At 60.6% G+C, this 25,504-nt stretch carries 23 protein-coding genes and 1 pseudogene; 15 read left to right on the top strand and 9 right to left on the bottom strand.

Features of this window, described 5'->3' with window-relative positions; genetic code table 11:
* The first annotated feature begins 208 nt into the window (after positions 1-208).
* Positions 209-967: a cyclic nucleotide-binding domain-containing protein gene (locus AFK24_RS06090; protein WP_065832375.1), complete on the top strand. Its 759-nt coding sequence runs from the start codon at positions 209-211 to the stop codon at positions 965-967.
* A 257-nt stretch (positions 968-1,224) separates the two neighbouring features.
* The gene (locus tag AFK24_RS06085; protein WP_065832374.1) at positions 1,225-2,148 is read left to right on the top strand and encodes a universal stress protein; all 924 of its coding nucleotides are present in this window, start codon (positions 1,225-1,227) and stop codon (positions 2,146-2,148) included.
* Positions 2,149-2,203: 55 nt separating this feature from the next.
* Here the strand turns inward: AFK24_RS06085 and AFK24_RS06080 are convergent, their stop codons facing one another.
* Positions 2,204-4,993 carry a cation-translocating P-type ATPase gene (locus AFK24_RS06080; protein WP_080482047.1) on the bottom strand — a complete coding sequence of 930 codons (2,790 nt, stop codon included), beginning with the start codon at positions 4,991-4,993 and terminating at the stop codon, positions 2,204-2,206.
* 341 nt (positions 4,994-5,334) lie between these two features.
* On the opposite strand from AFK24_RS06080, the gene AFK24_RS06075 reads away from it, so the two are divergent.
* Both AFK24_RS06075 and AFK24_RS06070 read left to right on the top strand, forming a co-directional pair.
* Complete coding sequence (locus tag AFK24_RS06075) at positions 5,335-5,907, top strand: GNAT family N-acetyltransferase (RefSeq protein WP_065832373.1); 573 nt, start codon at positions 5,335-5,337, stop codon at positions 5,905-5,907.
* 28 nt (positions 5,908-5,935) lie between these two features.
* Positions 5,936-6,586, top strand: a complete 651-nt coding sequence (locus tag AFK24_RS06070) for a BON domain-containing protein (RefSeq protein ID WP_065832372.1) — start codon at positions 5,936-5,938, stop codon at positions 6,584-6,586.
* 62 nt (positions 6,587-6,648) lie between these two features.
* Here the strand turns inward: AFK24_RS06070 and AFK24_RS06065 are convergent, their stop codons facing one another.
* On the bottom strand, positions 6,649-7,605 hold the full coding sequence (locus tag AFK24_RS06065) for a threonine dehydratase (RefSeq protein WP_065832371.1): 957 nt from the start codon (positions 7,603-7,605) through the stop codon (positions 6,649-6,651).
* A gap of 96 nt (positions 7,606-7,701) precedes the next feature.
* Between AFK24_RS06065 and AFK24_RS06060 the strand changes: the two genes are divergently transcribed.
* Positions 7,702-8,511 (top strand): helix-turn-helix transcriptional regulator, encoded by an 810-nt coding sequence (locus AFK24_RS06060; RefSeq protein WP_065832370.1) that lies wholly within the window; start codon positions 7,702-7,704, stop codon positions 8,509-8,511.
* Between the two features lie 345 nt (positions 8,512-8,856).
* On the opposite strand, the pseudogene AFK24_RS30540 reads toward AFK24_RS06060, so the two are convergent.
* Positions 8,857-9,051, bottom strand: a pseudogene (locus AFK24_RS30540) (transposase); the annotation flags it as partial.
* Positions 9,052-9,177: 126 nt separating this feature from the next.
* A complete protein-coding gene (locus AFK24_RS06055) occupies positions 9,178-10,035 on the bottom strand; it encodes a LysR substrate-binding domain-containing protein (RefSeq protein WP_065832369.1) in 858 nt (285 codons plus the stop codon).
* A gap of 111 nt (positions 10,036-10,146) precedes the next feature.
* Here AFK24_RS06055 and AFK24_RS06050 point away from each other — a divergent pair, with 111 nt between their 5' ends.
* The 7 genes from AFK24_RS06050 (at position 10,147) to AFK24_RS06020 (ending at position 17,440) form a co-directional block, all read left to right on the top strand.
* On the top strand, positions 10,147-11,376 hold the full coding sequence (locus tag AFK24_RS06050; RefSeq protein WP_065832474.1) for a glutamine amidotransferase-related protein: 1,230 nt from the start codon (positions 10,147-10,149) through the stop codon (positions 11,374-11,376).
* Between the two features lie 216 nt (positions 11,377-11,592).
* Positions 11,593-12,411, top strand: a complete 819-nt coding sequence (locus AFK24_RS06045) for an ABC transporter substrate-binding protein (RefSeq protein ID WP_205884855.1) — start codon at positions 11,593-11,595, stop codon at positions 12,409-12,411.
* A 67-nt stretch (positions 12,412-12,478) separates the two neighbouring features.
* Complete coding sequence (locus AFK24_RS06040) at positions 12,479-13,204, top strand: amino acid ABC transporter permease (RefSeq protein WP_065832368.1); 726 nt, start codon at positions 12,479-12,481, stop codon at positions 13,202-13,204.
* Between the two features lie 28 nt (positions 13,205-13,232).
* The gene (locus AFK24_RS06035) at positions 13,233-13,991 is read left to right on the top strand and encodes an amino acid ABC transporter ATP-binding protein (protein WP_065832367.1); all 759 of its coding nucleotides are present in this window, start codon (positions 13,233-13,235) and stop codon (positions 13,989-13,991) included.
* Between the two features lie 10 nt (positions 13,992-14,001).
* Complete coding sequence (locus AFK24_RS06030) at positions 14,002-15,171, top strand: M20 family metallopeptidase (protein ID WP_065832366.1); 1,170 nt, start codon at positions 14,002-14,004, stop codon at positions 15,169-15,171.
* Positions 15,168-16,265 (top strand): mandelate racemase/muconate lactonizing enzyme family protein, encoded by a 1,098-nt coding sequence (locus AFK24_RS06025; RefSeq protein WP_205884854.1) that lies wholly within the window; start codon positions 15,168-15,170, stop codon positions 16,263-16,265. The genes AFK24_RS06030 and AFK24_RS06025 overlap by 4 nt, the downstream gene beginning before the upstream one ends.
* The gene (locus tag AFK24_RS06020) at positions 16,265-17,440 is read left to right on the top strand and encodes a M24 family metallopeptidase (RefSeq protein WP_065832365.1); all 1,176 of its coding nucleotides are present in this window, start codon (positions 16,265-16,267) and stop codon (positions 17,438-17,440) included. Before AFK24_RS06025 ends, AFK24_RS06020 begins: the two co-directional genes overlap by 1 nt.
* Before the next feature lie 53 nt (positions 17,441-17,493).
* Here the strand turns inward: AFK24_RS06020 and AFK24_RS06015 are convergent, their stop codons facing one another.
* The 3 genes from AFK24_RS06015 to AFK24_RS06005 all read right to left on the bottom strand — a co-directional run bounded on the left by AFK24_RS06015 (position 17,494) and on the right by AFK24_RS06005 (position 20,591).
* Positions 17,494-18,699, bottom strand: coding sequence for a pyridoxal phosphate-dependent aminotransferase (locus AFK24_RS06015; RefSeq protein WP_065832364.1), 1,206 nt, complete (start codon positions 18,697-18,699; stop codon positions 17,494-17,496).
* Between the two features lie 108 nt (positions 18,700-18,807).
* Positions 18,808-19,593 carry an SDR family oxidoreductase gene (locus AFK24_RS06010; protein WP_065832363.1) on the bottom strand — a complete coding sequence of 262 codons (786 nt, stop codon included), beginning with the start codon at positions 19,591-19,593 and terminating at the stop codon, positions 18,808-18,810.
* Between the two features lie 41 nt (positions 19,594-19,634).
* Positions 19,635-20,591, bottom strand: a complete 957-nt coding sequence (locus AFK24_RS06005; protein ID WP_065832362.1) for a GntR family transcriptional regulator — start codon at positions 20,589-20,591, stop codon at positions 19,635-19,637.
* A 168-nt stretch (positions 20,592-20,759) separates the two neighbouring features.
* On the opposite strand from AFK24_RS06005, the gene AFK24_RS06000 reads away from it, so the two are divergent.
* The 3 genes from AFK24_RS06000 to AFK24_RS05990 all read left to right on the top strand — a co-directional run bounded on the left by AFK24_RS06000 (position 20,760) and on the right by AFK24_RS05990 (position 23,618).
* Entirely contained in the window at positions 20,760-21,683 is a 924-nt protein-coding gene (locus AFK24_RS06000) for a dihydrodipicolinate synthase family protein (protein ID WP_065832361.1), read from the top strand.
* Between the two features lie 78 nt (positions 21,684-21,761).
* Positions 21,762-22,727, top strand: a complete 966-nt coding sequence (speB, locus tag AFK24_RS05995; RefSeq protein ID WP_065832360.1) for an agmatinase — start codon at positions 21,762-21,764, stop codon at positions 22,725-22,727.
* A 96-nt stretch (positions 22,728-22,823) separates the two neighbouring features.
* Entirely contained in the window at positions 22,824-23,618 is a 795-nt protein-coding gene (locus AFK24_RS05990) for a transporter substrate-binding domain-containing protein (protein ID WP_065832359.1), read from the top strand.
* Between the two features lie 70 nt (positions 23,619-23,688).
* Here AFK24_RS05990 and AFK24_RS05985 read toward each other — a convergent pair whose 3' ends face one another.
* Both AFK24_RS05985 and pxpB read right to left on the bottom strand, forming a co-directional pair.
* Positions 23,689-24,654 carry a biotin-dependent carboxyltransferase family protein gene (locus tag AFK24_RS05985; protein ID WP_065832471.1) on the bottom strand — a complete coding sequence of 322 codons (966 nt, stop codon included), beginning with the start codon at positions 24,652-24,654 and terminating at the stop codon, positions 23,689-23,691.
* The gene (gene pxpB, locus AFK24_RS05980; protein ID WP_205884853.1) at positions 24,651-25,382 is read right to left on the bottom strand and encodes a 5-oxoprolinase subunit PxpB; all 732 of its coding nucleotides are present in this window, start codon (positions 25,380-25,382) and stop codon (positions 24,651-24,653) included. The genes AFK24_RS05985 and pxpB overlap by 4 nt, the downstream gene beginning before the upstream one ends.
* Between the last annotated feature and the right edge of the window lie 122 nt (positions 25,383-25,504).

Genomic DNA, 25,504 nt, shown 5'->3' with positions numbered 1-25,504 from the left:
CGTCATGAGCCCACTTCAGTGTGAAGAGATCTCGGCGGCGGGTTCTGATTTAGATCAGAAAACCAATATGCCGATCACCACTGCCGTGTTCATCCACGCGGATTACGGCGGATGGGGATTGCCCGCCCATCTGGCAATGATTGAAGTCGTTGTCTGGACGAGTATGGTCTTCGATGGTAGTACACGAAACTGTCGGAAGACTCCCGTCATGCCTGACTATCTACCGTTGCATAGCGAGAGCTGCGTCAACTGCCGGGTTCGGGAACTCTGTCTGTTGGTCGGGCTCGATTCTGCCGACGCAAGACGCCTGGCTGACATCATTCCACAGCGTGTAAAGGTGAAAAAGGGTGCAGCCCTGTTTCATCTCGGCGATCCCTTGCAGTATCTCTATGCCGTACGTCATGGTTTCTTCAAAACAACAGTTGTTTCCGAGGACGGTCGCGAGCAGCTGACAGGTTTTCAGATGCCAGGCGAGCTGCTTGGAATTGACGCGATCAGCAGCGAACAGTACGCATGTGACGCGATGGCTCTGGAGGACAGCGAAGTCTGCCCTATCCATTTCACGCAACTTGAGCGCCTGTCCCGGGAGCTGCCGTCGCTGCACCATAATCTGAACCGGACCATGAGTCAGGAAGTGGTGCGGGACCATGAACTATTGATGTGGATGGGCAACCTCAACGCGGAAGAACGGCTGGGGGCTTTTCTGCTCAATTTGTCCGCGCGCATGCAGCGCCGTGGATACTCGCCCCACGCCTTTGTTCTTCGCATGACCCGGGAGGACATTGCCGCCTATCTCGGCCTGCGCCTCGAAACGGTGTGTCGCGCCATCGCGTACCTGAGGGACAACAGCATCGTGCGGATTTCCGGGCGCGCCGTCGAGATCGTCAGCCAGGATCGCCTCAAGGCACTGGTCGCCGGTTGCAGCCCGCCGCGCAAACTCCGTGCGGCACGGGCGCGCCCTGGCTGACTCCAGCTGCCGGGCGAACAGATCGTGCACCGCGCCAAGGCCCAAGGTAAGGACGGCCACCGAATCCAGCTTGATCATGGTCAGGTAATCCCCCTTTTGAATGCCCCTCTCACCACCGCACGTCGGAACACCTGCCGGTCATTGCCCCGGTCTGATGCAAATCAAGTTCTCTACACGGCACAGCGGCAAGATCCAGGTTCCACGGCGAGCCAGACATACACGGGCTACGCCATGCTCAATCCAAAAGGATTACTGTCATGTCCGAGCAACCACGTTTCATGCTGATAGCCTCGTCGCAGATGGAAAGTAACCCGGTATTCGACAGAGCCGCCGCGCTGGCGAAAGCGCATGGTGCTGCGCTGCATATCGTTGTGTTCGACTACCTGGAAGGGTTGGTAACGGCCAACCTGGTCAACGAGGATGTGCGTGAGGCGCTACAGGCAAGCTATGTCGAGCGCCACCGTAGCTGGCTGGAGGACCAAGCCAGGCCGCTCCGAGAATTGGGGGGGACGATAACTACCGAAGTCATCTGGGTAGACGAGCCATTGGACGAGATTCTGATCCACCTCAGGGAGCAGCCCATGGACGCGCTAATCAAAGGTCTGGAATACCAGTCGCGACTGTCGCGGATGATCTTTACCCCGCTCGATATTCACCTGCTGCGCGAATGCCCGACGCCTCTGCATTTCGTGAGTCATGCCAAGCATGCCTTGCCACGCCGGATATTGGCGGCCGTGGATCCCTTCCACCGCGATGGTCGGTACCAGGATTTCAACGATCGCATCCTGCACGAGGCTGTGAAATTGGCGACAGCCTGCGACGCCCGCGTCGACGTCCTTTACGCACACGATTTGTCTTCGATCAGCTCAGCAGAGTTCGGCTTCGACGATGGTTCGGCGTTCTTCTCCTCGAAGGTCGCAAAGACCTTGTTCGAGGCGCAAGGTGAAGCCTTCAATGAGCTGGCCGACCGTAACAGTATCCCGCCTGAACAACGCCATATGATCATGGGTGCGCCAGCCAATGTCTTGTCCGCCTATGCATCGGCCCACGACATCGACGTCGTGGTCATGGGTCGCGTCGGGCATCGTAAGCCAGGCCGTCTGGTCGGCAGCACCGTAGAGAGTCTGCTGTACAAAGTCCCCTGCAGCATTTGGGTAATTGCGCCGGAATTACTGGACTGATCGGTCCGGTCGCTGGCTGGCTGGGCGATCATGTCCAGCCGTTGAGCCGGCCTATTCAAGACGGGACCGTGCCTGCCTGCCCGCCCATCCATGCCTGGATAAGTTTGGTCAGTTCGACGACAACAACGGGCGCCAGTGCACAGCCGAGTATTACGCTCCAGTCCAGGACTTCAAGGGCCGTCGTGCCGAGTACCAGGCGCAGATACGGCACATGCACGGTCATCAGTTGCAATACCACGCAAGCAGCCGTGGCGCCCCATAGCCACTTGTTTGTGAACAGGCGCCTGGTCAACGCCGAGCTGCGCATGGATCGTGCGTTGAATGCATGGAAGATCTGAACGAACGCGAGAGTCATGAAGGCCATGGTGACCGCACGCTCAACCTCTTCGGGGTACCAACGAAGACCAACGTAGAAAGCCACCAGCGTCGCAAGCGCGAGCAACAAGCCCTGCCACGCGATGAGCAGCATGAGCTGAGGCGTCAGCAACGCCGAGTCCGGGGCCCGGGGCCGACGCTGCATGACTCCCGGCGCAGAGGGTTCCAAGGCCAGGGCCAAAGCAGGAAAGATATCGGTGATCATGTTCAACCAGAGGATCTGCAGGGCCGTCAATGGCAGCGGCCAGCCGAACATGATTGCCAGGAATACCGTCAACAGTTCGGCGAGGTTGCACGACAGCAGATAATGGACGAAATGAATGATGTTGGCGTAAAGCATCCTGCCCTGTTCTACGGCCTGAACGATGGTGGCAAAGTTATCATCAGTGATGACCATATCGGCGCTTTGCCTGGCCACGTCGGTCCCGTTGAGCCCCATGGCAATGCCGATATCGGCCTGCCTCAACGCCGGGGCGTCGTTGACACCGTCGCCGGTCATGGCCACCACGTGCCCGAGCTGCTGAAAAGCTCTGACAATCTGTAGTTTGTGCCCGGGCTCTGCGCGGGCAAAGACTGCAGTTTGGGACAGGAGTCTCTTGAAGCACTCAGGATCCGATTGCATAAGCACCTGAGCATGGACAGTTTCCAACGAGCTGCCATCCGCGCTGCGATCGATCCCTAACCGACTGGCGATGACCCGTGCTGTCGCCACCTGGTCGCCGGTAATCATGACCGTTGCTATCCCGGCTTCGCGGCACAGGGCGATAGCCGAACATGCTTCATCGCGCAGCGGGTCGATCATACCGACCAGCCCTGCAAACACCCAATGCCCGGCCGCTTCGTCCCGCCGATCCAGCGTGGTCTTTTCTCGGTAGGAAAACCCAAGGACGCGCAATGCCTTGCCTGCCAGGCGAGCATTTGCGTCTTGCCACCACTGTCGGCGCTCGGCAGTCAGTAGCCTGCTGCCCTCGTGCCACGTTTCGTATTCGCTCAGTTCCAGAATGCGTAATGGCGCCCCTTTCGCGCACTCGACAGGCGGCAGATCCGCCGGACAGTGCTCGGTCATCATCCATTTTGTCTCAGTCGAGAACGGAACCTCAGCAACGCGCGGGTATCGGGCTTTCAGAGCAACCGGATCAATCCCGGCTTTTTCTGCGGCTACGATCAATGCCGCCTCAGTCGGATCGCCCAGTACAACGTCCTGATCTGCGGCATGCGTAACCTTGGCGTCATTGCAGAGAGCCCCAACGCGCAAAAGGTTGATAACCAGTTCGTCCGCGCGCACATCGAGGGCACCCTCAGGCCCGGAAAAACCTCCCTCAACCTTGTAGCCACTGCCGGTGACGCTCAGACTCCGATTGCCGACTACAAGCATTTCTACGGTCATTTCGTTGCGGGTAAGTGTGCCCGTTTTGTCGGTGCAAATGACGGTCGCAGACCCGAGCGTTTCCACCGCCGCCAGGTTGCGGATCAAGGCCCCCTTTCTGGCCATGCGTTGCATTCCGATAGCTAAAGTCATGGTGGAAACAGCGAGCAAGCCTTCGGGAACCGCCGCTATTGCCAGTGATAAAGCGATCTGCAGCATCTGGATAAATGGCATTGCGCGAAGCGTTCCAGCGACAACCATCACGACGCACAGTACCGCGACGATACCGGCCAGGGCGGCACCCAGGCGCTGCAGCCGTCGGTCCAGAGGGCTAATACGTTTGCTGGTTTCATCGATCAGCCGGCCGATTTTGCCAAGCTCGGTTCTGGAGCCGGTTGCCGTCACCAGCATCCTGCCGTGCCCACTGATGACGAGCGTTTCCATGAATCCCATGTTGACCCGATCACCAAGGGCGGGATCAGGCTCCATGAGCGATGACGATACCTTTTCGACGGAGACTGATTCTCCGGTCAGTGCAGACTCATCGACCTGCAGCCCGTGGCTGACCACGATCCGGCCATCCGCCGGCATACGGTCACCCGCGTTGAGCGTTATCAAATCGCCCGGAACCAGATCGACCGTAGAAATGCGCTGCTCTCTGCCATCACGAATAACCCGGCACAGACGAATGTCCTGCTCTTGGAGACTGATCAGCGTTCGTTGCGCCTTCCACTCAGTGAAAAATCCAATCGCGGCGTTCAGGAGCACCACGACCAGAATCATCATGGCTTCCAGAATTCCGTCCATCCAGTAGGCCAACCCCGTGGCAATCAACAGCAGCACCACGATAAGGCTTTTGAATTGATCGAGAGCAATCCTGAGCGCCGGACGACCGGGAAGTCGTTTGATTTGATTATTGCCCCACCGCTGTCGTCGCTCGTCGGGCTCGTTCCCCGCCAGCCCAAGGCTGAGGTCCGAGTTCAAGAAACAAGCGGTCTGCTCGACCGAGTGAGCCGGCCATTTTTCCGGGGCCTTATCCGTGTGCACAGCGTTCGCCCCAGGAGTGCTGCTGGCTTTGACCGCTGACGTGAACCACATGGCCATAGGCAAACGACCTTGAGAAGACCGATCCGCTCGGTTGAGCGGACAACTATGCGAATCGACAGCCCTGCTGCACCTTGAATGCCTACACGGCAACTACCTCCGTCGGCTTGGTACACCGCCCGGATCCAGGCTTATGTTCGCACCGCGTGTTTTCCGCCGCCTGACTTAAGTCAACATCACCCGTCTGCACCTCCCGCAAGGCAGCGGACAGCAGCCGATGGTCGAACAAACGGACCGCATCGACGTATTTCTGATCTTAATCAGTATCCATGGCGCGCCTAGGCGTAAAAAAGGCATGACGTGGCAATTGCGTCGCGTACACACTTAACCAGGAGATCGACATGGCCAACCGTCCTGTAACGCCCGAACTCCCTGAGCAACCGCATGCGGAAGATCTGGGGGAACATCACTGGATCGAGCCGCTGAACGACGGCACACACATCCTGATCCGCCCCCTTGAGGCGAAAGATCGAGAACGGGAATTTGCCTTCATCAAGAGCCTGTCGCCGCAAGCCCGGCACTTTCGTTTTCTGGCCACCATCAATGAGCCAGGCGAGCCAATGCTCGATCAACTGATGGATCTGGATTACCGTAAACGCATGGCCTATGTAGCGCTCATCATGGACCAGGGCCAACTGCTGGAGATCGGTGTCGCACGCTACGCCGCGCTGGCAGAGAGTTTACAATGCGAATCGGCAGTGGTCGTTGCGGACGCCTGGCAGCACAAGGGACTCGCCACGCTGCTGATGAAGCACTTGATCAACAAGGCCCGGCTCAATGGCTTCACGGAAATGATGTCTGTCGACAGTGCGGGCAATTCAGCCATGCACCGGCTGGCCAACAAGCTTGGTTTCGTGTGCCGACAAGATCCGCTGGATGCCAGCCAGGTCATCTATCGTATGAACCTATACTGACGGCGAGCGCTACCAATCAGGAGTGAACATGAGTGATTTAGAGTTACGACGCGCTATTCTCGACGAGCTTGAATTTCAGCCCCATATCGATGCGGCTGCCATTGGCGTGGCAATAGAAAATGGTGTAGTCAGCCTGACCGGGCATGTGAAGACCTACGCTGAAAAAGATGCTGCCGAGCGTGCTGTAAAACGTGTCAAAGGTGTGAAGGCCGTTGCCGAAGAGCTCCAGGTACGCGTGCCTGGCGAGCTAGAGGTTGGAGATGAGGCCATTGCGTCGCGCTGCCTGGACGTTATCCGCTGGAACACCGACACGGTTGCCGACCGGATGCAGGTCGAAGTTCAACAAGGATGGGTCACCCTTGAGGGCGAAGTGGACTGGCAATACCAGAAAGAAGCTGCCCGAGACGCAGTCCGCAAGCTGACCGGTGTCGTCGGTGTCAATAACATGTTGATTGTCAGGCCAAAGGTCAGTGTCGAAGACATCAGAGTGCGCATAGAAACGGCCCTGGCGCGAAACTCGGAACTGGATGCGAATAAAATTCGCGTAACCGTTGACGGTAAAACGGTGAAACTTGAAGGCCACGTTCGGCATTGGCGAGAACGCAAAGCGTGTGAACACACGGCATGGGCCGTACCAGGTGTCAGTCACGTCGAAAATCATATTCTGATCGCACAGTGATTGCAGAAAATGGTACGACCCAGAAGTTCAAAACAGTCTCCTCGATAGCTGACTTCACTCACTCACGCTATTACCCGCGCATATACTGACCTGTCCACATTGCCACCGGACAGGATCACACCGACCTTGCGCCCCAGCATTGTTTCGCGCTCCTGAATGAGCGCTGCCAGGGGCGCCGCGCCGGCACCTTCGGCGAGATTATGGGTGTCGGAATAATAGATGCGCATGGCATCGCAGATCTGCGCGTCGCTGACTGATACGATCCGCGCCGCGCCTGCCGCGTAGACGGCAAAGGCGTCGGGGACGGGCTTGCGTACGGCCAGACCGTCAGCGAAGGTATCTGCCGAGGCAGTCTCGCAGATAGTTCCAGTCTGAAACGACAACTTGGCGCCAGCGGCCTCAGTGGACACCACGCCCACCACCTGAGTCTTGAGGCCCAGCGCGTCGCGGGCGGCGATCACCCCGCAAATCCCCGATCCACAGCCGATGGGCACATAGACGGTGTCCAGATCTGGCGCAGCCTTGAACAACTCCAGCGCATAAGTGGAGACACCTTTGACCAACTCGGTATGGAATGGCGGCACCAGAAACAGGCCATGCACCTGCGACAGGCGTGCGGCCTCTTCCCGAGCCTCGTCAAAGTCGCGGCCATACTCCACCACTTCGCCGCCAAAGCCGCGCATGGCGTTGTTCTTTTCCGGGGAATTGCCTTGCGGCACGACAATCAACGCCCGCAAGCCCAGCGCGCCTGCTGCCAGCGCCACGCTCTGCCCATGATTGCCGCGGGTAGCACTGACGATACCTTTCGCCTCTGGATGCTCACGCTTGAGCCAGTGCATAAAGGTAATGCCGCCTCGCACCTTGAAAGCGCCTGTAGGTGTGTGATTTTCGTGCTTGACCCACACCTTGCAACCCAACCGTTCCGCCAGTAAAGGCCAGGCATATTGGGCGGTAGCCGGCATGACCTGGTAGACCAGTCGAGCTGCCTGTTCGATATCATCAAGTGTCAGTCTGTGCATGATTTGCGCTCCAAAGGTATGGCCCAGTCTAGGGACGCGCGCAGCCGTTTGGCTTTCAGAAAACCGACCTGACTTCTACGCCCTCTCCTCGCTACTATGGCGCTCATGAGCCATCGTAATCGCCCACAGTCATCGCGAATGCCCGAACCGGTCCGCCGGGTCGAAACAGGGCCGTGGACGATTGAATTGCTACCCGCCAGCGCCTACGCAACCCGATACATACCGACTCAGGCAGCCATTGGCTTCGCCTTCGACAGCCAGCGGGGCCTGCACGCTATCGGCAGCGACCGGGTGCTGCCCTTCACTGCCGTCCCCAATGGCTTGGCATTCGTCCCGGCTGGCTGTGACGTGTTGTCGGAATCCCCTCAGGGTGGAGAATACCTGCGGGTAATCCGCACCGACGGTATCGCGCTGGCGGGTGATCGAGCCTTCAACAATCGCATCGATCCCCAGGCGACCAGGCTCGCATCGCGCATGCGCAACGCACTGTTGCAGGCCTCGGTGGCGGACGACTGGGAAAGCTGGGCACTTGCATTGGCAGAACGGGCGCACAGCCACGACGCATTGCCGATACCACACACCGGCTCGATAACCGGTGCCCGAATGCGCTTGCTCGATGAGTTCATCGACGTGATGCTTGGCGAACCGCTGGGTGTAAAAGCGATGGCGCAGTTGCTCGGATTGTCCGAAGGGTATTTCATGCGCGCATTCAAGACCGCCACCGGCAAAAGCCCCCACGCTTATCTGATCGACCGCCGCCTCGCCAAGGCCCGTGCTCTGATGCTCGACTCGACCTTCGGCCTATCGGACATCGCCCTCACCTGCGGTTTCAACTCTCAGGCGCACATGACGACCGTCTTCAGGCATCGGCTTGGCGTCAGTCCCGCGCAATTGCGCCGAGGTTAGCGGCTCTGGTCGCGGCAATTTATCGCCCGCATTTGCCGATTGGTGGCTGGTAGCTATCGGTCAATTCTGTTGAAAAAGTCCGCTGTGGTTTGTAAGCCAAAAAAGTAAGCGCCTGAGATTGAAATCTTGAACCTTTGCAGAGACGTTCGGACTCGGATTTTAAGTAGAAGCGTGCCAGAAGGCCGCTTCCAGCGATCCATGTCTTATCAGTTTAAAAAACCGACTTTTTCAACAGAGTCGATCGATAGCAGTCCGTCTTCTGACTTGGCTGTCGCCTTTGGTACACGCGGTGCACGAGTTAATAATTATTCTAAAAACCCAGCATGGCGTCGTAACCATGACTATGCCCTTGACGATCCCTGCGTCCAGGCACCGACGCAGCACCTCGTTGAACAACCAGCGAAACAGAGCGCTGTCGCGAAAACGACCGTGACTATTCTTGGAAAAAGAAGAGTGATCAGGGACTTCGTCTACGAAGCTCAAGCGGAAAAATCAGCGATACGCCAGGTGCAAACGAGCCTCTTCGCACAACATGCCCTCTCAATGCCTTAGCGCACCTCACAATCCACAGCGCCATTCGAAGCGGTTGCGGCGGCCTTACCCGACAGTGCAGAAGATGAGTGTGCTCATGCCCAAGGAGCCAGGACCGTGCGGACGCTGTGCGCCTCAGCCCTTGGCCAGTGATTGAAGCAGCGCCTCCAGCATCCGCGGTCGGTCGGTGTGAGCCAGCATGATCAATACAATCTGCCGGTCATAGCCCTCGCCCACCGGCGTAATATTGAAATCCTGCGCCAGTCGATCCAGCCCCGCCCACTGGGGCACCAGACTGGCGCCGACCCCGTCGGCTACCAGCATCGCAATCGCCTCCAGGCCGTCGAGACTGAACAGCGGCTTGAGCGACAAGCCGTTGTCGTTCAGGTAGCGCTCCGCATGCAGGCCGCCCCAGGATTTCGGCTCGTAGCAGATGTAGGGATGGGACCGCAGCACGTCGGCAATCCCGTGGGCGGGAAGCGCCTTGGAGGCCATCACCAGCTTCTCCCGATGCAGCGGCGCCACGCGAAACATCTTTGGCGGCTCGAAAGGCGGCGCCACGATAATGGCCGCGTCGAGGTCTCCATTCTGCAACGCCGCATACAGCGAACGCGAAGTGCCGGGCAGTATCGACGGCTGAATACCTGGTGCCCGCCGGCTCAGTTCCAGCAACGCACTGGGCAGCAGCCCGGTGAGCATGGTGGAGATGGCGCCAATGCGCAGCGAGCCGGTCATGCCGCTCAAGTCCGCATCGCCTGCCAGCAATTCGACCTCCCTGACGATGTGCCGTGCTCTGGGCAGCAACGCCACGCAGGCTTCGGTGGGCTTGGCGGAGTGCCCCACGCGCGACAACAGCGGGAATCCGAGCGAGCGTTCAAGCCCCTGGATACGTTGACTCACCGCGGCAGCGGTCAAGCCTTCGGCGCGCGCGGCGTCGGCAATCGAGCCGCACTCAATCACCGCGAGCAGACTTTTCAGGTATCGACTGTCCATAAGAAATACTTTCGATTGAAACAAAAAATACAGGCTATCTCTATCGAGCTGAAAGGGACACTCTAGATTGCATCAATGATTGCGCCGGTGCGCGACGCTACGGAGACCTTGATGGCCCTCACGCTGGTCACACATTCACCTTGCTGCTCTGCCCTGTACGGCGCACTAGCCGCCAGCGTCTCTCAAGTCGATGATGCGGTGTTGATGCACTGCACCGCTGAATTTCTACCCGAGCACGGGGCAGACACCGTGCAGATGGTGGCCGCCACCGGCACGCTGGTGCCCAGCGGGCTGCTCTGGTACGAACGGATCACCGGGCGCGACGTGATGCCTGCCAGCAGTGTCGACGAGATGATCGACATGGCCCTCCGGCAGGACGTCGTGGTGCCGTGGCACCCACAATTCCACAGCGAAGCCTTGCGCACCCTGCTGCTCGATAAAGCCAACAGCGCAGGCGTCCAGGTGGTCCAGCTGATGGCCCGGAGTCTGGAGGATGGTTGGGAGCTGCTGACCGCTCAGGGTCAGCCGACCCGGTATGGCGTCTGGAGCCGCGACCGTTTTGGTCGCTGGGGCCGCTTGCAAGACCACAAAACTGCCGCCCCGGGACGAGACAGGCTGACGGTGGTCCTGGTTGGTTCGCACGCTGATCAAACCGACGTCTACCCCGCCACCCTCGCCGCCTTGGGCGATGCAGCGGATGCGACCGGCATCGATCTCCAGGTGCGTTTTATTCCCGCGCCGCAGTTGGAGTTGTCCCATCTGTCTGCGGTGGCCGGGATTGTCTTGCCGGGTGGCTCGGACATGGGCAACGTGCCGGGGCAGATCGAAGCCGCGCGCCACGGCCTGCGATCCATGATTCCCACGCTGGGGCTGTGCCTGGGCATGCAATCGATGACCACTGCTTTGGCGCAATCGTGCCCCGGCCTCGATCAGGCCAATATGGCTGAAGCCGTTCCGGACGCGCCGATCAAGAGTTTTTCTCCCATGGCCGGCGTCCCCGGCCTGCCGACTCATCGTCTGGGCGCCCACGCCCTGACATTTGTCGATCCGGAACTGACGCAGCGGTTCGCTGATCACTCGACAATACGCTGCAACCACCGCTTCATGCTGAATCCTGCGCTCGTTCAACCCTTGCGCGATGCCGGGCTTGAGATCACCGCAACCGACCTCAGCGGGCAGATCGTCGACGCCATCGACTGGCCTGGACATCCGTTTTACAAGGGCATGCAGGGTCATCCTGAACTTGGATCTCGTAGCACCCGTGCCCATCCGTTGCTCGAAGATTTCTTGCTGGCTGCGCTAGCCGTCACTGGCACCCGCCACCAGGGCCAGCGCGCGTGACCCTGCTCGTGATCAACACTCAAAAACATGGAATGTAAATTGCTGCTACCCCTTTGAAGCCTGATTGGGCTTCACCCCTCCTGCTGAATACGCCGAAAGTCTTACCCGCTGCATCATTTCAGAGCGGCATGCCCCGCAAGGGCTCATTGCAACTTCCGGAATATTTGCACTAGTTGACACAACTCGTGCAATTAATTGATGGTTTAGGAGAATTACATGATGACATCGTCTCGCTTCAGTCTGCGCTTCATCACCCTGATGGCCGCGCTCCTCGCAGCACCGCTGGTCAACGCTGCACCTTCGGCACCGGTGATGACCCCAGGCCTGCTCACCTACGGCACGGCCGCGACATTCGCGCCGTTCGAGTTTCAGGCGAATGGCAAGCTGACAGGCTTCGATATCGACCTGATCGAAGCGCTGGGTAAAAAGATGGGCCTCAAGCCAACCGCCATGAACATGGAGTTCCAGGGCCTGATCCCGGCGTTGCAGGGCAAGCGTGTGGACCTGATCAACTCGGCCATGTACATGAACGAGGCGCGGGCGACCCAGGTCGATTTCGTGCCTTACCTGCGCATCGGCAACCAGGTGGTGGTGACTCAGGACAATCCGGCAAAAGTCACCGGCCGCGACAACTCGCTGTGCGGCAGGACGGTGGCCGTGACCCTGGGCGGTATCGAAGAAACCTACGCGCGCCAGGATAACAAACGCTGCCAGGACGCTGGCCTGGAGTCGGTGAAGGTCCAGACCCTGCCGACCGCTCAGGCATCGGCCCTGAGCCTGCGCCAGGGTCGCGCCGACGCAACATTCGATTCCACCCCTGGCGTGGTGCAGATGCTGCGCGATGTGCCCGGCGTCTTCAAAACCGTGGGCCCTGAGTTTGAATCCGAAACCCGGATCGGCATGGCCGTGGCGAAGGGCAACACGGCGATGAGCGATGCCCTGCAGGCTGCGCTCAAGGAAGTGGTCGCGGATGGCACTTACAAACAGATCATCGAAAAATGGAAGTTTCCTGTAACGGTTTCGCTGTTCGACTGACAGCTGATCACCGAGTAGCCGCGGCGCTGCACTGTCAGCGCCCGGCCACGTCATTTGAGGATGCACCATGTCGTTTGAACTGGTTTGGCAATACCTGATATCCCCGGCGTTTTTTCACGGCGCCGTGACCACCCTCCTCATCACCGCCTATTCGCTAGTGTTCGGCGTGGGCGTCGGCGTTGTGCTCGCCCTGCTGCAAGACAGCCAGACCCGCATGGGTCGCACCCTGGCGCTGATTTACCTGTGGCTGTTTCGTGGCACACCGGTGTTGTTTCAGATCATCTTCATCTACAACGTCCTGCCGACCTTCGGCATTCGCCTGTCGGCGATGGTCAGTGCCGTGTTGGCGTTGTCCCTCAATGAAGGCGCCTACATGGCCGAGATCATTCGGTCCGGCATGCAGGCGGTGAAAAAGGGCCAGCGGACAGCGGCCCTGGCGTTGGGCATGAAGCCCTTTGCGGTGTTGCGTCATGTGGTGATTCCCCAGGCCACGCGGATGATTCTGCCCCCCATCGGCAACCAGATGGTCGGCATGCTCAAGCTCAGCGCGCTGGTTTCCGTGGTCGCCGTCGAAGAGTTGATGCTGGTGGCCAACCAGACTGCCAGCTCCAACTTCCGCTACTTCGAAGCGCTCACCGCCGCAGGCATTTACTACCTGATCCTGACCACACTGTTCATGGGCGTCCAAGCGTTGATCGAACGCCGGCTCGATCCAAAAAAACGCCGCAAGGGTCCGCGTACCAGCCTGACCGAACGCATGCTCGGCAACCCACGCGGCGCCTCCGTTCGCTAGGGCCACTGTCAGCCAGGAGCAATCACACATGCAAAAGAATCTCTCGGCCAACGGCAAACCGCTGCTGGAACTCATCGGTATCGACAAGAGCTACGGCCCGTTCAACGTGCTCAAGAACTGTTCACTGAACGTCCACACCGGGGAAACCGTGGTCATCATCGGGCCCTCGGGCTCCGGCAAATCGACGTTGCTGCGCTGTGTCAATCAACTGGAACCGGCCGACGGCGGCGACGTGTTTTTCGAAGGCCGACGCATCGACTACGACAAGCGCCAGGTCCACCTTCTGCGCCGCGACATCGGCATGGTGTTCCAGAACTTCGAGCTGTTCTCGCACTTGTCGGTGGTAGAAAACATCATGCTCGCACCAATGAAAGTGCTCGGCATGAGTCGCACCGACGCCCACGACCTCGCCGTGGAGTTGCTGGGCAAAGTGCGCATCCCGGAAAAGGCCGATGCCTACCCGGACGAGATTTCTGGCGGTCAGCAGCAACGCGTGGCCATCGCCCGTTCGCTGGCCATGAAACCCAAAGTCATGCTCTACGACGAGCCGACCTCGGCACTGGACCCGGAGATGATCCGCGAAGTGGTCGACGTGATGGCCGAACTGTCCAACGAAGGCATGACCAGCCTGGTGGTGACCCACGAGATGGGCTTCGCCCGCCGTGCGGCAGACCGCATCGTGTTCATGGAAAGCGGCGAAATCATCGAAAACGCCAGCAATGCCGACTTCTTTGGCGGTGCGGTAAACCCGCGCACTCGCCACTTTCTTGATCAGATCCTGCACTGAGATCCCTACCATGAATCAGCAACCCGACTTTGCCCGCATGAAACGCGACCTCGCCACACTGGTCGCGATCAACACCGAGAACCCGCCAGGCCACGAGCTGGAAGCAGCCCGCTGCCTGCAAGTGCTGCTGGAAGCCGAAGGCTTTGACCTGTCGCTGTCCGAGTACAAACCCGGCCGCGTCAACGTCATCGCACGCTACGAAAACGGCCCGGGGCCGACCTTCGCCTTCAACACCCACATCGACACGGTCCCAGCCGGTGACGGCTGGAAGACCGATCCGTTCGTGCTGCACGAGGCGGATGGCAAGCTGTACGGCCGCGGTGGTTGCGACGCCAAAGGGCCGATGGTGGCGATGATCGAAGCCACCCGCATGCTGATCGCCTGCCGCGAGCAGTGGTCCGGCACACTGATGGCGGTGTTTACCGCTGACGAGGAAATCGCCAGCGAAGGCGCCAAGCACTACGTTGCCAATCAGCCGCCGCACATCGACTTCGCCGTGATTGGCGAGCCTACGTCGAACTCAGCCTTCACCGCGCACAAGGGCAGCCTCCGGCCGCTGGTGCGGGTGCATGGCGTGACTGCGCATTCCGGCACCCCGCATCTGGGCGAAAACGCGATCTACCGCGCCGGCCAGTTGCTGGGCCTGATCGAGCAACACCACGAGCAGTCGGTGAAATGCCACTGCCACGCGCTGGTGGGCGAAGCCAGCCTGACCGTCACCCGCATCAACGGCGGCCATGCCGACAACGTACTGCCCGGCGCCTGCGATCTGCTGCTGGACCGGCGGATGGTTCCAGGCGAAAACGAAGACGAGGTCAAGGCCGAAATCGACCAACTGCTGGCCCTGGCCAACGAGTGCTTTGGCGTGCGCGCTGAAGTGCTTAAATACATCCCGACCACCGGCGGCGCCACCGAAACCGCGCTGGAAGAACCCATCGTCCAGGCCAGCCTGGCCGCCTGCCGCGAGCATAACCACGGCAACGCCGGACCGTTCGGCTTTCAGGGCGGCTGTGACCTGGTGCATTTTCGCAGCCTGGGCACCACCGGCACCGTCATCGGCCCCGGCACCCTGGCGGTTGCGCACAAGCCGGACGAGTTCGTGCCCATCGATGAATTCATCGCAGCGAGCCTGATCTACCGCGACATCGCCCTGAAAATGCTGCCGCTGGTGCAGGCATGAGTCTGACCGCCTCACTGCGCCGCGCCGACCTGCATTACGGCAACGGCGTGCAGCTGCACACCGCGGCGTCCGGCAGTGTAGGCGAGCTTCAGGCGTTGTATTTGTGCCTGGACGACGGTGAGCATCAGGCGGTCGGTGAGGTGCGGATCAACATCGCCTACCTCAACGGCTACACACCTGGCGAAGTGATCGCCCAGGCGTTGAAGGCGGTCTCGGCGGTGTCCTGGCAGCAGGACCCCGCCCAACTGTTGGCGCAGATGCCGCACTGGGCGGCCGCGCTGAGCATGCCGGTGCGCACGCTGATCGACTGTGCCCTGCATGACCTGCTCGCGCGCCGGGCCGGTCTGCCGTTGGCGCAATGGCTGGGGGCGCCTGACGCAAAGGTGCGTTATGCCAGCAACCAGACGCTGTTCTGGTCACCGTTCGAGGTCTTCCTGGCGCAGGCCGATGCGTACGTAAACCGTGGCTTTCGCGACCTCAAAGTGCGCATCGCGGTGAGCAGTTTCGACGAGGACCTGATTCGCCTGCAGGCACTGCGCGAGCGTTTCGGCAGCGAGATCAAGATCGCCGTGGACGTCAACGGCCAATGGCCGCAACACGATGCCTTGAGTCACCTCGAGGCACTGGCGCGATTTGATCTGGCCTACGCCGAACAACCCATCGCCGCCGGTGGCTGGGAGGCCATGGAGCGCCTGGCCGAGCAAAGCCCGCTGCCGCTGATGATCGACGAAGGCCTGGCGGGCAGTGAGGACGTGGACCGGCTGTGCGCCCTCGGCGGCAAGGTCTGGGCGCACCTAAAACTGGTCAAGATCGGCGGCATCGCCCCCTGTGTGTCCGCTGCTCGACGACTGACCCAGGCCGGCGTCACCTGCATGATCGGCCAGATGAACGAAGGCGCTGCCGCCACCGCCGCAGCGCTGCATGTGGCCTGCACCACTCAGCCTCGATTTGCCGAACTGTATGGCGCCGATGGTTTGAGTGACGACCCCGCAAGCCCCCTTCTCTACCGGGATGGCCAAGCCTGGATGCCCACGGCACCGGGCCTGGGCATCACCCTTGATCTCGAAAAAACTCAACTGATACGGAGTTTCTGATGAACCTAGCGCCCCCCGTCAACGTACGCCAAGGCAGCGAGTCGGCCTTCGCTGCACATGAATACGGCGAACGCGTTCGCCGCGCCAAAGCCAATATGGTTGAAGCCGACATCGACGTGATGATCGTCACGGGACCCGAGAACATTTTCTACCTGACCGGCCAGCAAACGCCCGGCTACTACACCTTTCAGGCGTTGGTGCTGCCGGTGGACGGCGAGCCGATGTTTGTCATTCGCCAGCTTGAATACTTCAACTTCATCGCCAACACCTTCATCAGCGATGCGTCGGTGTACCTGGACGGAGACGATCCGGTGAGTTTCCTGGTGGCCGCCATCGAGCAAAAAGGCTGGAGCAAGCGCCGGATTGCCATCGACAAGCGCGGCTGGTTCCTGCCAATCGCGGTCTACGAAGCGCTGCAAGCCAAGCTCGGCGCCATCCATGACGCGGCCGGCATCGTGGAAAAACTGCGCGCGGTGAAATCCCCTGCCGAGGTGGAAAAACTGGAATTCGCCGCGCGTTATGTCGACGCCGGCATGCGCGCGGGCATGAACGCCGTGCGTGAAGGCGCCAGTGAAAATGATCTGGTGGCGGCAATGCTCCAGGCCTCGATTGCCGCAGGGTCCGAGTACATGGGCATGGAACCGCTGGTGTCCAGCGGCCCGCGCACCGGCATTCCCCACGGCACCTGGCGTCGACGCAAGCTGCAAGCGGGTGAGCCGGTGTTTCTGGAAATGGCGGCCAGCCACGATCGCTACCACGCCGCACTGATGCGCTGTGCCTGGCTGGGCAAGCCACCGTCCATTGCGGTGGAAATGGAAAAGGTCTGCCAGGACGCGTTGCAGGCTGCACTGGATGCCTTGAGTCCGGGAGCGCCGTGCGAGGCATCGCACATCGCGTGTCAGGCGGTCATTGACAAAGCCGGCTTCACCGACGCGTTCAAGAAACGCACGGGGTACTCGGTGGGCGTTTCATTCGCGCCGGACTGGGGCGAAGGCTCGATCCTGAGCCTGTACAGCGGAGTGAAAACCGAGCTGCAACCGGGCATGACGTTCCACATTCCGCCCGCTTTACGCATCTACGGCGAGTTCACCGTCGGCGTCAGCGAGACCGTGGTCATTACCAAAACCGGTTACCGCGTCCTGGGCGCCCTTGAGCGTCCATTGCTGCTGATCTGACCCGCAAAAAAAGCGCCGGTACGGTTGCAACCCCGTACCGGCGCTTCATTTTTTCAGCCCAACTCGTGACACACCGCTTCGATCCGCTGGCACGCTTCGTCCAGCACGCGATCATCCACCGCATACGCGATCCGCAGGTAACCCGGCGCACCAAAGGCCGTGCCGTGCACTGTCCCCACTTTCGCTGCATCCAGCAGGTAGCTGGCGAAGTCCAGATCGCTGGCAATGACCTTGCCGTCAGGCGTCCGCTTGCCGTACATGCCCTGGCAGTTCACAAACAGATAAAATGCCCCTTCCGGCATCGCGCAGCTCAGCCCGTTGATGCGCCCGATACTGTCCAGCACCCGGTCCCGACGCTTTGCAAGCCTGCCGATCCAGTCATGGATGAATCCGGTGCCGCCGTCCAGTGCCGCAATCGCTGCGCCCTGGGAAATCGAGCTCGGGTTCGAGGTGCTCTGGGACTGCAGGACCTGTAGCGCATCCACCAGCCAGGTCGGCCCGCCGGCGTAACCGATCCGCCAGCCAGTCATGGAGAACGCCTTGGACAGGCCATTGACCGTCAAGGTGCGCGGCAACAAGCGCGGCTCGACCTGAGCCGGGGTGAAAAACGGCGGCCCGAAACGGGTGTGCTCATAGATGTCGTCGGCCAGCACCAGCACGTGCTCGTGGCGTAACAAGACGTCGGTCAGCGCCCTGATTTCGCTTTCGCTGTAGACCGCACCGGTGGGGTTGTTCGGCGAATTGAGCAGCACCCAGCGGGTACGCTTGGTGATCGCCGCTTCAAGCGCCGCAGGCTGCAGTTTCCAGCCATCGGCTTCATGGCACAGGACGATCCGGGTTTCGCCTTCGGCCAGGGACACCATGTCCGGGTACGACACCCAGTAAGGGGCCGCGATGATCACTTCATCGCCCGGATTGACCGTGGCCATCAGCGCATTGAAGATCAGTTGCTTGGCGCCGGCCCCCGCGATGACTTCGGCTGTGCTGTAGTTCAGGCCGTTTTCGCGACTGAACTTGTCGATGATCGCCTGCTTGAGACGCCCGCTGCCGGGGACTGCGGTGTACTTGGTTTCACCGGCATTTATCGCGTCGATACCGGCCTGAGCGATGTGCGCCGGGGTGGGGAAATCCAGCTCGCCCTCACCCAAATTGATCACCGAATGTCCGGCCGCGGCGAGCGCCCGGAGCTTGTCGGAGATTTCTGCTGTCGGCGACGGCCGGACACGGCGCATTCTCTGCGCCAGAAGCGGTGTTGACATGAAGGTTGCCTCCCGGAAATTGCATTTATTGGTACAAATAGATCACTTGAAACCGAAGCAAAACCTCCCGCGCCGCGGCGCGGCACAACTCAGTGATCTACAGGGTGATCAGATGCTGCGGATCAGGCCGCCATCGACCCGCAGGCTGGTGCCGGTGATGTAGCCGGCGCGGGCGCTGGCCAGAAAAGCCACGGCGTCGGCGAATTCAGCGGGATCGCCATAACGGCCGACCGGGATGGTATTGCGCGAAGCTTCGGCAACCGCGGCGGCGGTGGAGCCGCTGCGCTTGGCCGCGGCTTCATCCAGCTCGCCGACACGCGCGGTGGCGATGCGACCGGGAATGACCGAGTTCACGGTGACGCCGTCTGCGGCCACTTCAGCCGCCAAGGTCTTGGCCCAGCCGATGATGCTGGCGCGCAACGTATTGGAGATGCCGAGGTTGGGAATGGGCTGGACAACGCCGGAAGACACTACGTTGATCACCCGGCCCCAGCCACGCTCGCGCATGCCGGGAAGGATCCTGGCGGTGACTTCAAACAGCGAGCTGACCATGCTGTCGAACGCGCCCTGCCACTGGGCGGTTGCAACCGCGGCCACCGCGCCCGGTGCAGGGCCGCCACCGTTATTGACGAGAATGTCGTAGCCGCGACCTTCGGCCAGCAGACCGTCAAAGGCGCTGCGCCGTTGAACAGGATCGGCCAGATCCAGCACCAGATAATCTGCCTGAGCACCTGAGGCGGTGAGCTTGGCGGCCGCATCGGCTAGTGCTTCACGACTGCGTCCGCATAACGTGACCGCAACGCCTTCGGCAGCCAGTGACTGGGCAATCGCCAGGCCCAGACCACGACTGGAGCCCAGCACCAGCGCACGTTTACCTTGCAAACCAAAATCCATGAAAACCTCTCTCTTTACAGGATGGGACGCTCCTGGCGGAGCTAACCCGGAATCGGGACACTCGCCGCCTTGCGCGGCGTGCGGGGTTTTGCCGCCGTTTTGCGCACCGGTCTCTTGCCCGGTTGCGCCGCGTCATCGGCGTGGGTCAGGTGGTTGCGCATCAACTCGCTGGCCTCGGCGTATCGCCCATCAGCCACCGCGTCGATGATCGCCAGGTGTTCGGTGCACCAGTCGCGCACGCGGCGGCGGTTGGCGTACCCGGCGAATTCCAGCAGCTTGCGCAGCCGGTTCTGTTGTTGGATGGCCTGAATCACGAAGGTGTTGCCGCCAAACTCGGCGAACATTTCGTGAAACTGCGCATCGGTTTCGAACAGTTGCGCGTTGCTGACCGCCGCGGAATCCGCGTGGCCGGCCAGATACAGGTGTTGCAGTCGCGAGCGCTCAAGGGCGGCGGCGTTGGGCCTGAACTGCGGCTGTAGAAAGTTGGCCGGCTCCACCATCATGCGAAACCGGTAACCGCTACGCAGCGCTTCGTCGTTGTCCAGCGTGGGCAAGAAGCTCCAGCCGTGGCCTTTGTTGCGAATCAGTAGGCCATCCTCGGCCAGGCGCGTCAGGGTTTTCATCAGCGTGACACGGTCAACCTCATAGCGCCGGGCGATCTCGGTCTGGGTCAGGGAATTGGCGATCTCGCCGCTGAGCCGGTCATTCACCAGTCGCTCATACAGCGATTCCTCAAGGCTCGACGAAACGCTCAGCTCCACCCGTTGCAGGGCATCGAACGCCTTGAGCAGAAAGAACCCCTGATTGCGCCGGGCTTCGACGATGTCTTGCTCGACCAGCAACTTAAGCGCGTTGCGGATCGGTGTGCGTGAGACGCCAAGCAAATCGGCGATCTGTTGTTCGCGCAGGTGATGCCCAGGCTCGAATTTGGCCTTGCGCACGAAATCGAGAATCTGGTTGGCCAGACGGCGGCTGTTCTGACCCGGTAACGAAGCCATGGACGGTGAACCTCGAAAATTAAGTGCGCACATCCTACCAAGGACCCTCGCCGCAACCCCACACCCGTTTGAACACACAGTGGCGACATCGCCCAAGAAAATCATTGTATATATGAATACAAATAATACAATATCGGATCACTCTTACCTCCAGCCCAGGGAATCCCCATGCAGACCCTTCAAGAATGTCGCGAACGTCTTCACGGTATCTTCAACATCACCGTCACCCCTTTCACCACCACCGGTGAATTCGATTACCCGGCCATGGCCGAAAACATCGAGCGCGTCATCGCGCTGGGTTATGACGGGTTGCTGATCGGCGGGACGTACGGCGAATTCCCCGTAATGACTGTTGAAGAGCGTGCCGACATGTTCCGCAAAGTCATGGAGATCGTCGGCGACCGCGTTCCGGTGATGCTCTGCACCGCAGGTTCCGACAGCCGTGTGGTACGTGAACTGACGCAACTGGCCGGTGATCTGGGCGGCCTGCCCATGGTCACGCCACCGTTCGTCTCCGAGATCACCGACGCCCAGATCGTCAGCTTCTTCAAGCAGATGGCCCCCCTGTCGAAAACCGGGATTCTGATCTACAACGCACCGGGCATCGGCATCACCCTCTCGGTGCCAGTGATCGAGCAACTGGCAGCCATCGAAGGCGTGGTGGGCTTGAAACAGGGTGACCTGACCCCTACGGTCATCGACCGCATCGCCAACAAGCTGGGTGGCAAGGTGCGGCTGTTCTGCGCATCGGACCTAGTGTTCAGCGGCCCGATGATGGCCGGTTTCGACGGCATCAGTTCCACCAATAGCGGTGCCTTGCCCGAGCTGATCCTGGCGACTTTCCGCGCGCTGCAGACCGGTGATGCAAAGCTGGCCATTGAATTGCATCGTCTCTGGTTCCCGCTGCGGGAACTGGCGCGCAAGCACGGCCAGCCCCAAACCACCAAGGCGATCATGAACCTGCGCGGGTTCAAGGGCGGCTCGGTCCGCCAGCCGTTACTGGACCTGCAAGGCGCGGAGCTGGAAGAAGTGGCCGTCGCACTGCGCGCACTGGCCAGCGACCCGCGCTCAGCCATCGTGCTGCCTGCGTAATCCCTTGACCCGACGTCGGCCGGTGACGCCTGAGCGCGCCACTGGCCATCAAGAATTGCTGAGCATTCGGAGCATGACATGAGCGTATTACCCACCGATTCTCTCTCCACGCCACGCTTCTGCGGCGTACCGACTTTCATGCGCTTGCCCATGGCGACCACGCTGGAAGGCCTCGACGCAGCGGTCATCGGTTTGCCGTCCGATTCTGGCGCGGCGTTCCGGACCGGATCGCGTTTCGCGCCCAATGCGGTGCGCGCGATGTCAGTGATGCTGCGCCCTATCAGCCCGTATCGCGACAACATCAATATCTTTGAAGCCCTGAACATCGCCGACGCCGGCGACGCTGCAGTGGTGCCGGGCTATGAAGAGGAATGCCTGGCGCGGATCGAGCAGGCAGTGGCAGGCCTGGTCAACGCCGGCGTGGTCCCCTTCGGGATCGGCGGCGACCATTCGGTGACCCTGGGCGAGTTGCGCGCTGTGGCGGCCAGACACGGGCCGGTGGCCTTGGTGCAATTCGATTCCCACAGCGATACTTGGGACAAGTATTTCGCCGACAAGCTGTACAGCGCCGGCACGCCGTTTCGTCGCGCGGTGGAAGAGAATCTGGTGGATCCTGCCCACTCGATTCAAATCGGCCTGCGCGGCTCACTGTTTCGGACCACCGATATCAGTCAGTCGATCGATCTGGGCTACGAGGTGGTGACCACCGATCAGATGTTTGAAATGGGTATTGCAACGTTGGCCGAGCGCATCCGCGAGCGCACCGGCGGTCGTCCGACGTTCATCACCTTCGACATGGACTTCGTCGACCCCGCCTCGGCGCCCGGTGTGCAGACCCCCGAAGCGGGCGGCCCGACCACTCGCGAAACCCTGCAATTGCTGCGTGCCCTGCACGGTATCAATCTGGTGGGTTGCGACGTCACCGAAATCAGCCCGATGTACGAAGGCCCAGGTCAAATCACCTCGTTGCTGGGGGCTACAGTCCTCAGTGAATTCATGTCGTTGCTCGCCAGCGAGCGCGTACGCGGGTCGACGCCCGTTTGATTGACCGATGACCTTGATTGACTTGATGGAATAAAGCCCCGGCCTGCCGCGCCTGCGACCCCACGTTCAACACTAACCAGCAAAGAGAGCGTGACCATGAAAGTCAGAAATATCGTGCAAATGTTCGCGGCATTGTCGGTGCTGACGTTTGGCACCTGGGCGAATGCGGATGAGCAACTGGAGCTGATCCGTCCGGGCAAATTGCTCGTTGCCACCGAAGGCACGTTTGCACCGTTCAGCATGCGCAACGCGGGGGGGCAGCTCGATGGCTTGGAAATCCGTGTCATGAAGGAAGTCGCCCGGCGCCTGAACCTTGAATACACCCCGGTGTTGATCAAGTGGGACGCGTTGCTGGTGGGACTTGCCGCCAATCAGTTCGATGTGATCAGCGCGGCGATGGACATCACGCCGGCACGCCAGGAACAGATTCTGTTTTCCGATGGCTGGCTGGAATCGGGTGGGCGCGTGGTGACGCCGCCAAACTCCCCGATCAAATCTGCCGCCGACCTGAAGGGAAAAAACGTCGGTGTTCAGGTGTCTACCACCTTCAGCGCCATCGCCGAAGAAAAAGGCGGCGTGCTGAAGAACTACAAGGCCGAATCCGACGCAATCCAGGACCTGATCAATCACAACACCGATGCGGTGATCACCGACTCCATAAGCGCCGCTTACCTGATGAAGACCGTGCACCTGCCGATTGTCATGACCGACGATTACGTCAGCCATATCCAGAAGGGCTTTGCCTTCAAACTGGGTAAAAACAACCTGGTGAAAGCCGTCAACAAAGCGCTGGCGGACATGAATGCCGACGGCACGTACGCGAAGTTGACGCTGGACCTGGTGGGCTACGATCCGGCGCCAAAAGAACCGATCCGCTCGATCATCAAGTAACTGTGTAGGCCCGAGGCTTGCCCGTTTGTTGGAGCAAGTCTCGCACCTACAGGTCAGCGGGCTTCAGTGTTCAACGGCGACGGCGGTAGCGCATCAACAGTTCATCCAGATATGCGTTGAGCAGCACCTGACGCTCGCACCACAGTTCTTCGGCGTCCTCCACCGAGACCTCGGCAAAGCTCAGCCAGTCGCCCGGCTTGAGTTGCCCCAGGCGGGCCAGGTCCGCACGAATCACCGTGGCGATTTTCGGATATCCACCGGTGGTTTGCCGATCATGCATGGCGATAATCGGATGACCACTGCCGGGGATCTGCACGCTGCCGGTGCTGATTGCATCCGAGACGATATTGAAGCCTTTGAGATGAGTAATGACCGGGCCGGTCAGGCGGTAGCCCATGCGGTCGCTCTGGCCTGACACCTGGAAGGATTCTCTGAGAAAGCGCCGAACTTGCGCCGGGCTGAAATGTGCCTGTTGCGGACCTAACACGACCCTCAGCGGCTGATGCTCTCGTTGCGGCAGAAGGCGCTGACCGGGCGCGCGCGCGGCCAATGGCAAGTATTGCGAAGGCGCCGCCAGCGGTAACTCGTCACCCTTGGCCAGGGCGCGGCCGGCAAAGCCGCCCAGTGCGCCGCGCACCAAGGTCGAGACGCTGCCCAGTACCGGCTCGGCTGCAAACCCACCGGCAACCGCCAGATAACCGCGAGCCCCGCTCAATACCCGACCGATTTTGAGCACGTCGCCCGAACTCAGTACGTGGCACTGATAGGGCGCGACGGGCTGATCGTCGATGAACACCTGCATGTCCCCCGTGACTGCGATGACGCAACCGCCCTCTCCTGCGCGAAACTGCCCGCCGACCAGCGTGAACTCAAGCGCGCCAGTGCCAGCCTGGTTGCCAACCAGTGCATTGGCGATGGCAAAACTCAATTCATCGAGCGCACCGGAGGGCGGCACGCCGCGATCCTCATAGCCTGTGCGGCCACGATCCTGCAGCGTGGTGAGCAGCCCCGGATTCAAAACGTGAAAACTGCTCATGTGCGCCAGGTCCATTGCGGGACGTAATCAGGTTGTGCCCACAGCGCATCGAATTCCTCGGTGCTGATGGGGGTAAAGCGGATTTCGTCACCGGCGCTGAACAGAAACGGCTGCTCACGCGACGGCTCGAAACTGCGCGCCGGGGTTCGACCGATCAGGTGCCAGCCGCTCGGCGCCTCGACCGAGGCCACGGCCGTTTGCATGCCGCCAATGCTGACCGAGCCCGCTGGGGTTTTCAGCCGGGGGGACTCGCGGCGCGAGGTGTGCAGCCGCGCGTCCAGCCCGCCCAGGTAGGCGAACCCTGGCATGAAGCCGATCATGTAGACGCGATAACCCACCGCGCTGTGCAAGCGAATGACGGTGTCAGGATCCAGTTGGTGATGCTCAGACAGCCATTGAAGATCGACACCGTGTTCACCGCCATAGGCCACCGGCACCTCCCAGCTGCGCACGGGGTCAGCCGCCGCATCGGGCTCAGCCAACAGCCGCTCAATGTGCCCGATCAGGCGCCCTTGCCGGATGCGGGTGCAGTCGTACGCCACAGTCAACGCGCGGTAGGTGGGGATCAGGCCGGTGACGCCATCGATACGTGCCTCGCCGACACGCTTGGCCAGGGCCGTGACGCGCTGATTGACCGCCGCATCGATCACTTCGCCAAAATCGATATACAGCGCATGATCGGCGATTGGCGCAATGCGTAGAGACGGCTCGGGCTCCTCGATGTTCACTGCTCAACTCTCCGCAAAACGATGGAATGCTTTTGGAATACCATAAGTATTCTGGCAATATGCCGATACGAAAGATAGCCCTTGTGCCCGCACAATCGCCCGGTGTGATGCCGGGGTCAACC

It is taken from the genome of Pseudomonas syringae (assembly GCF_001698815.1).
Classification (GTDB): domain Bacteria; phylum Pseudomonadota; class Gammaproteobacteria; order Pseudomonadales; family Pseudomonadaceae; genus Aquipseudomonas; species Aquipseudomonas syringae_A.
The sequence above is the reverse complement of the archived record's forward strand: the minus strand, read 5'-3'. Positions and strand labels throughout refer to the sequence as shown.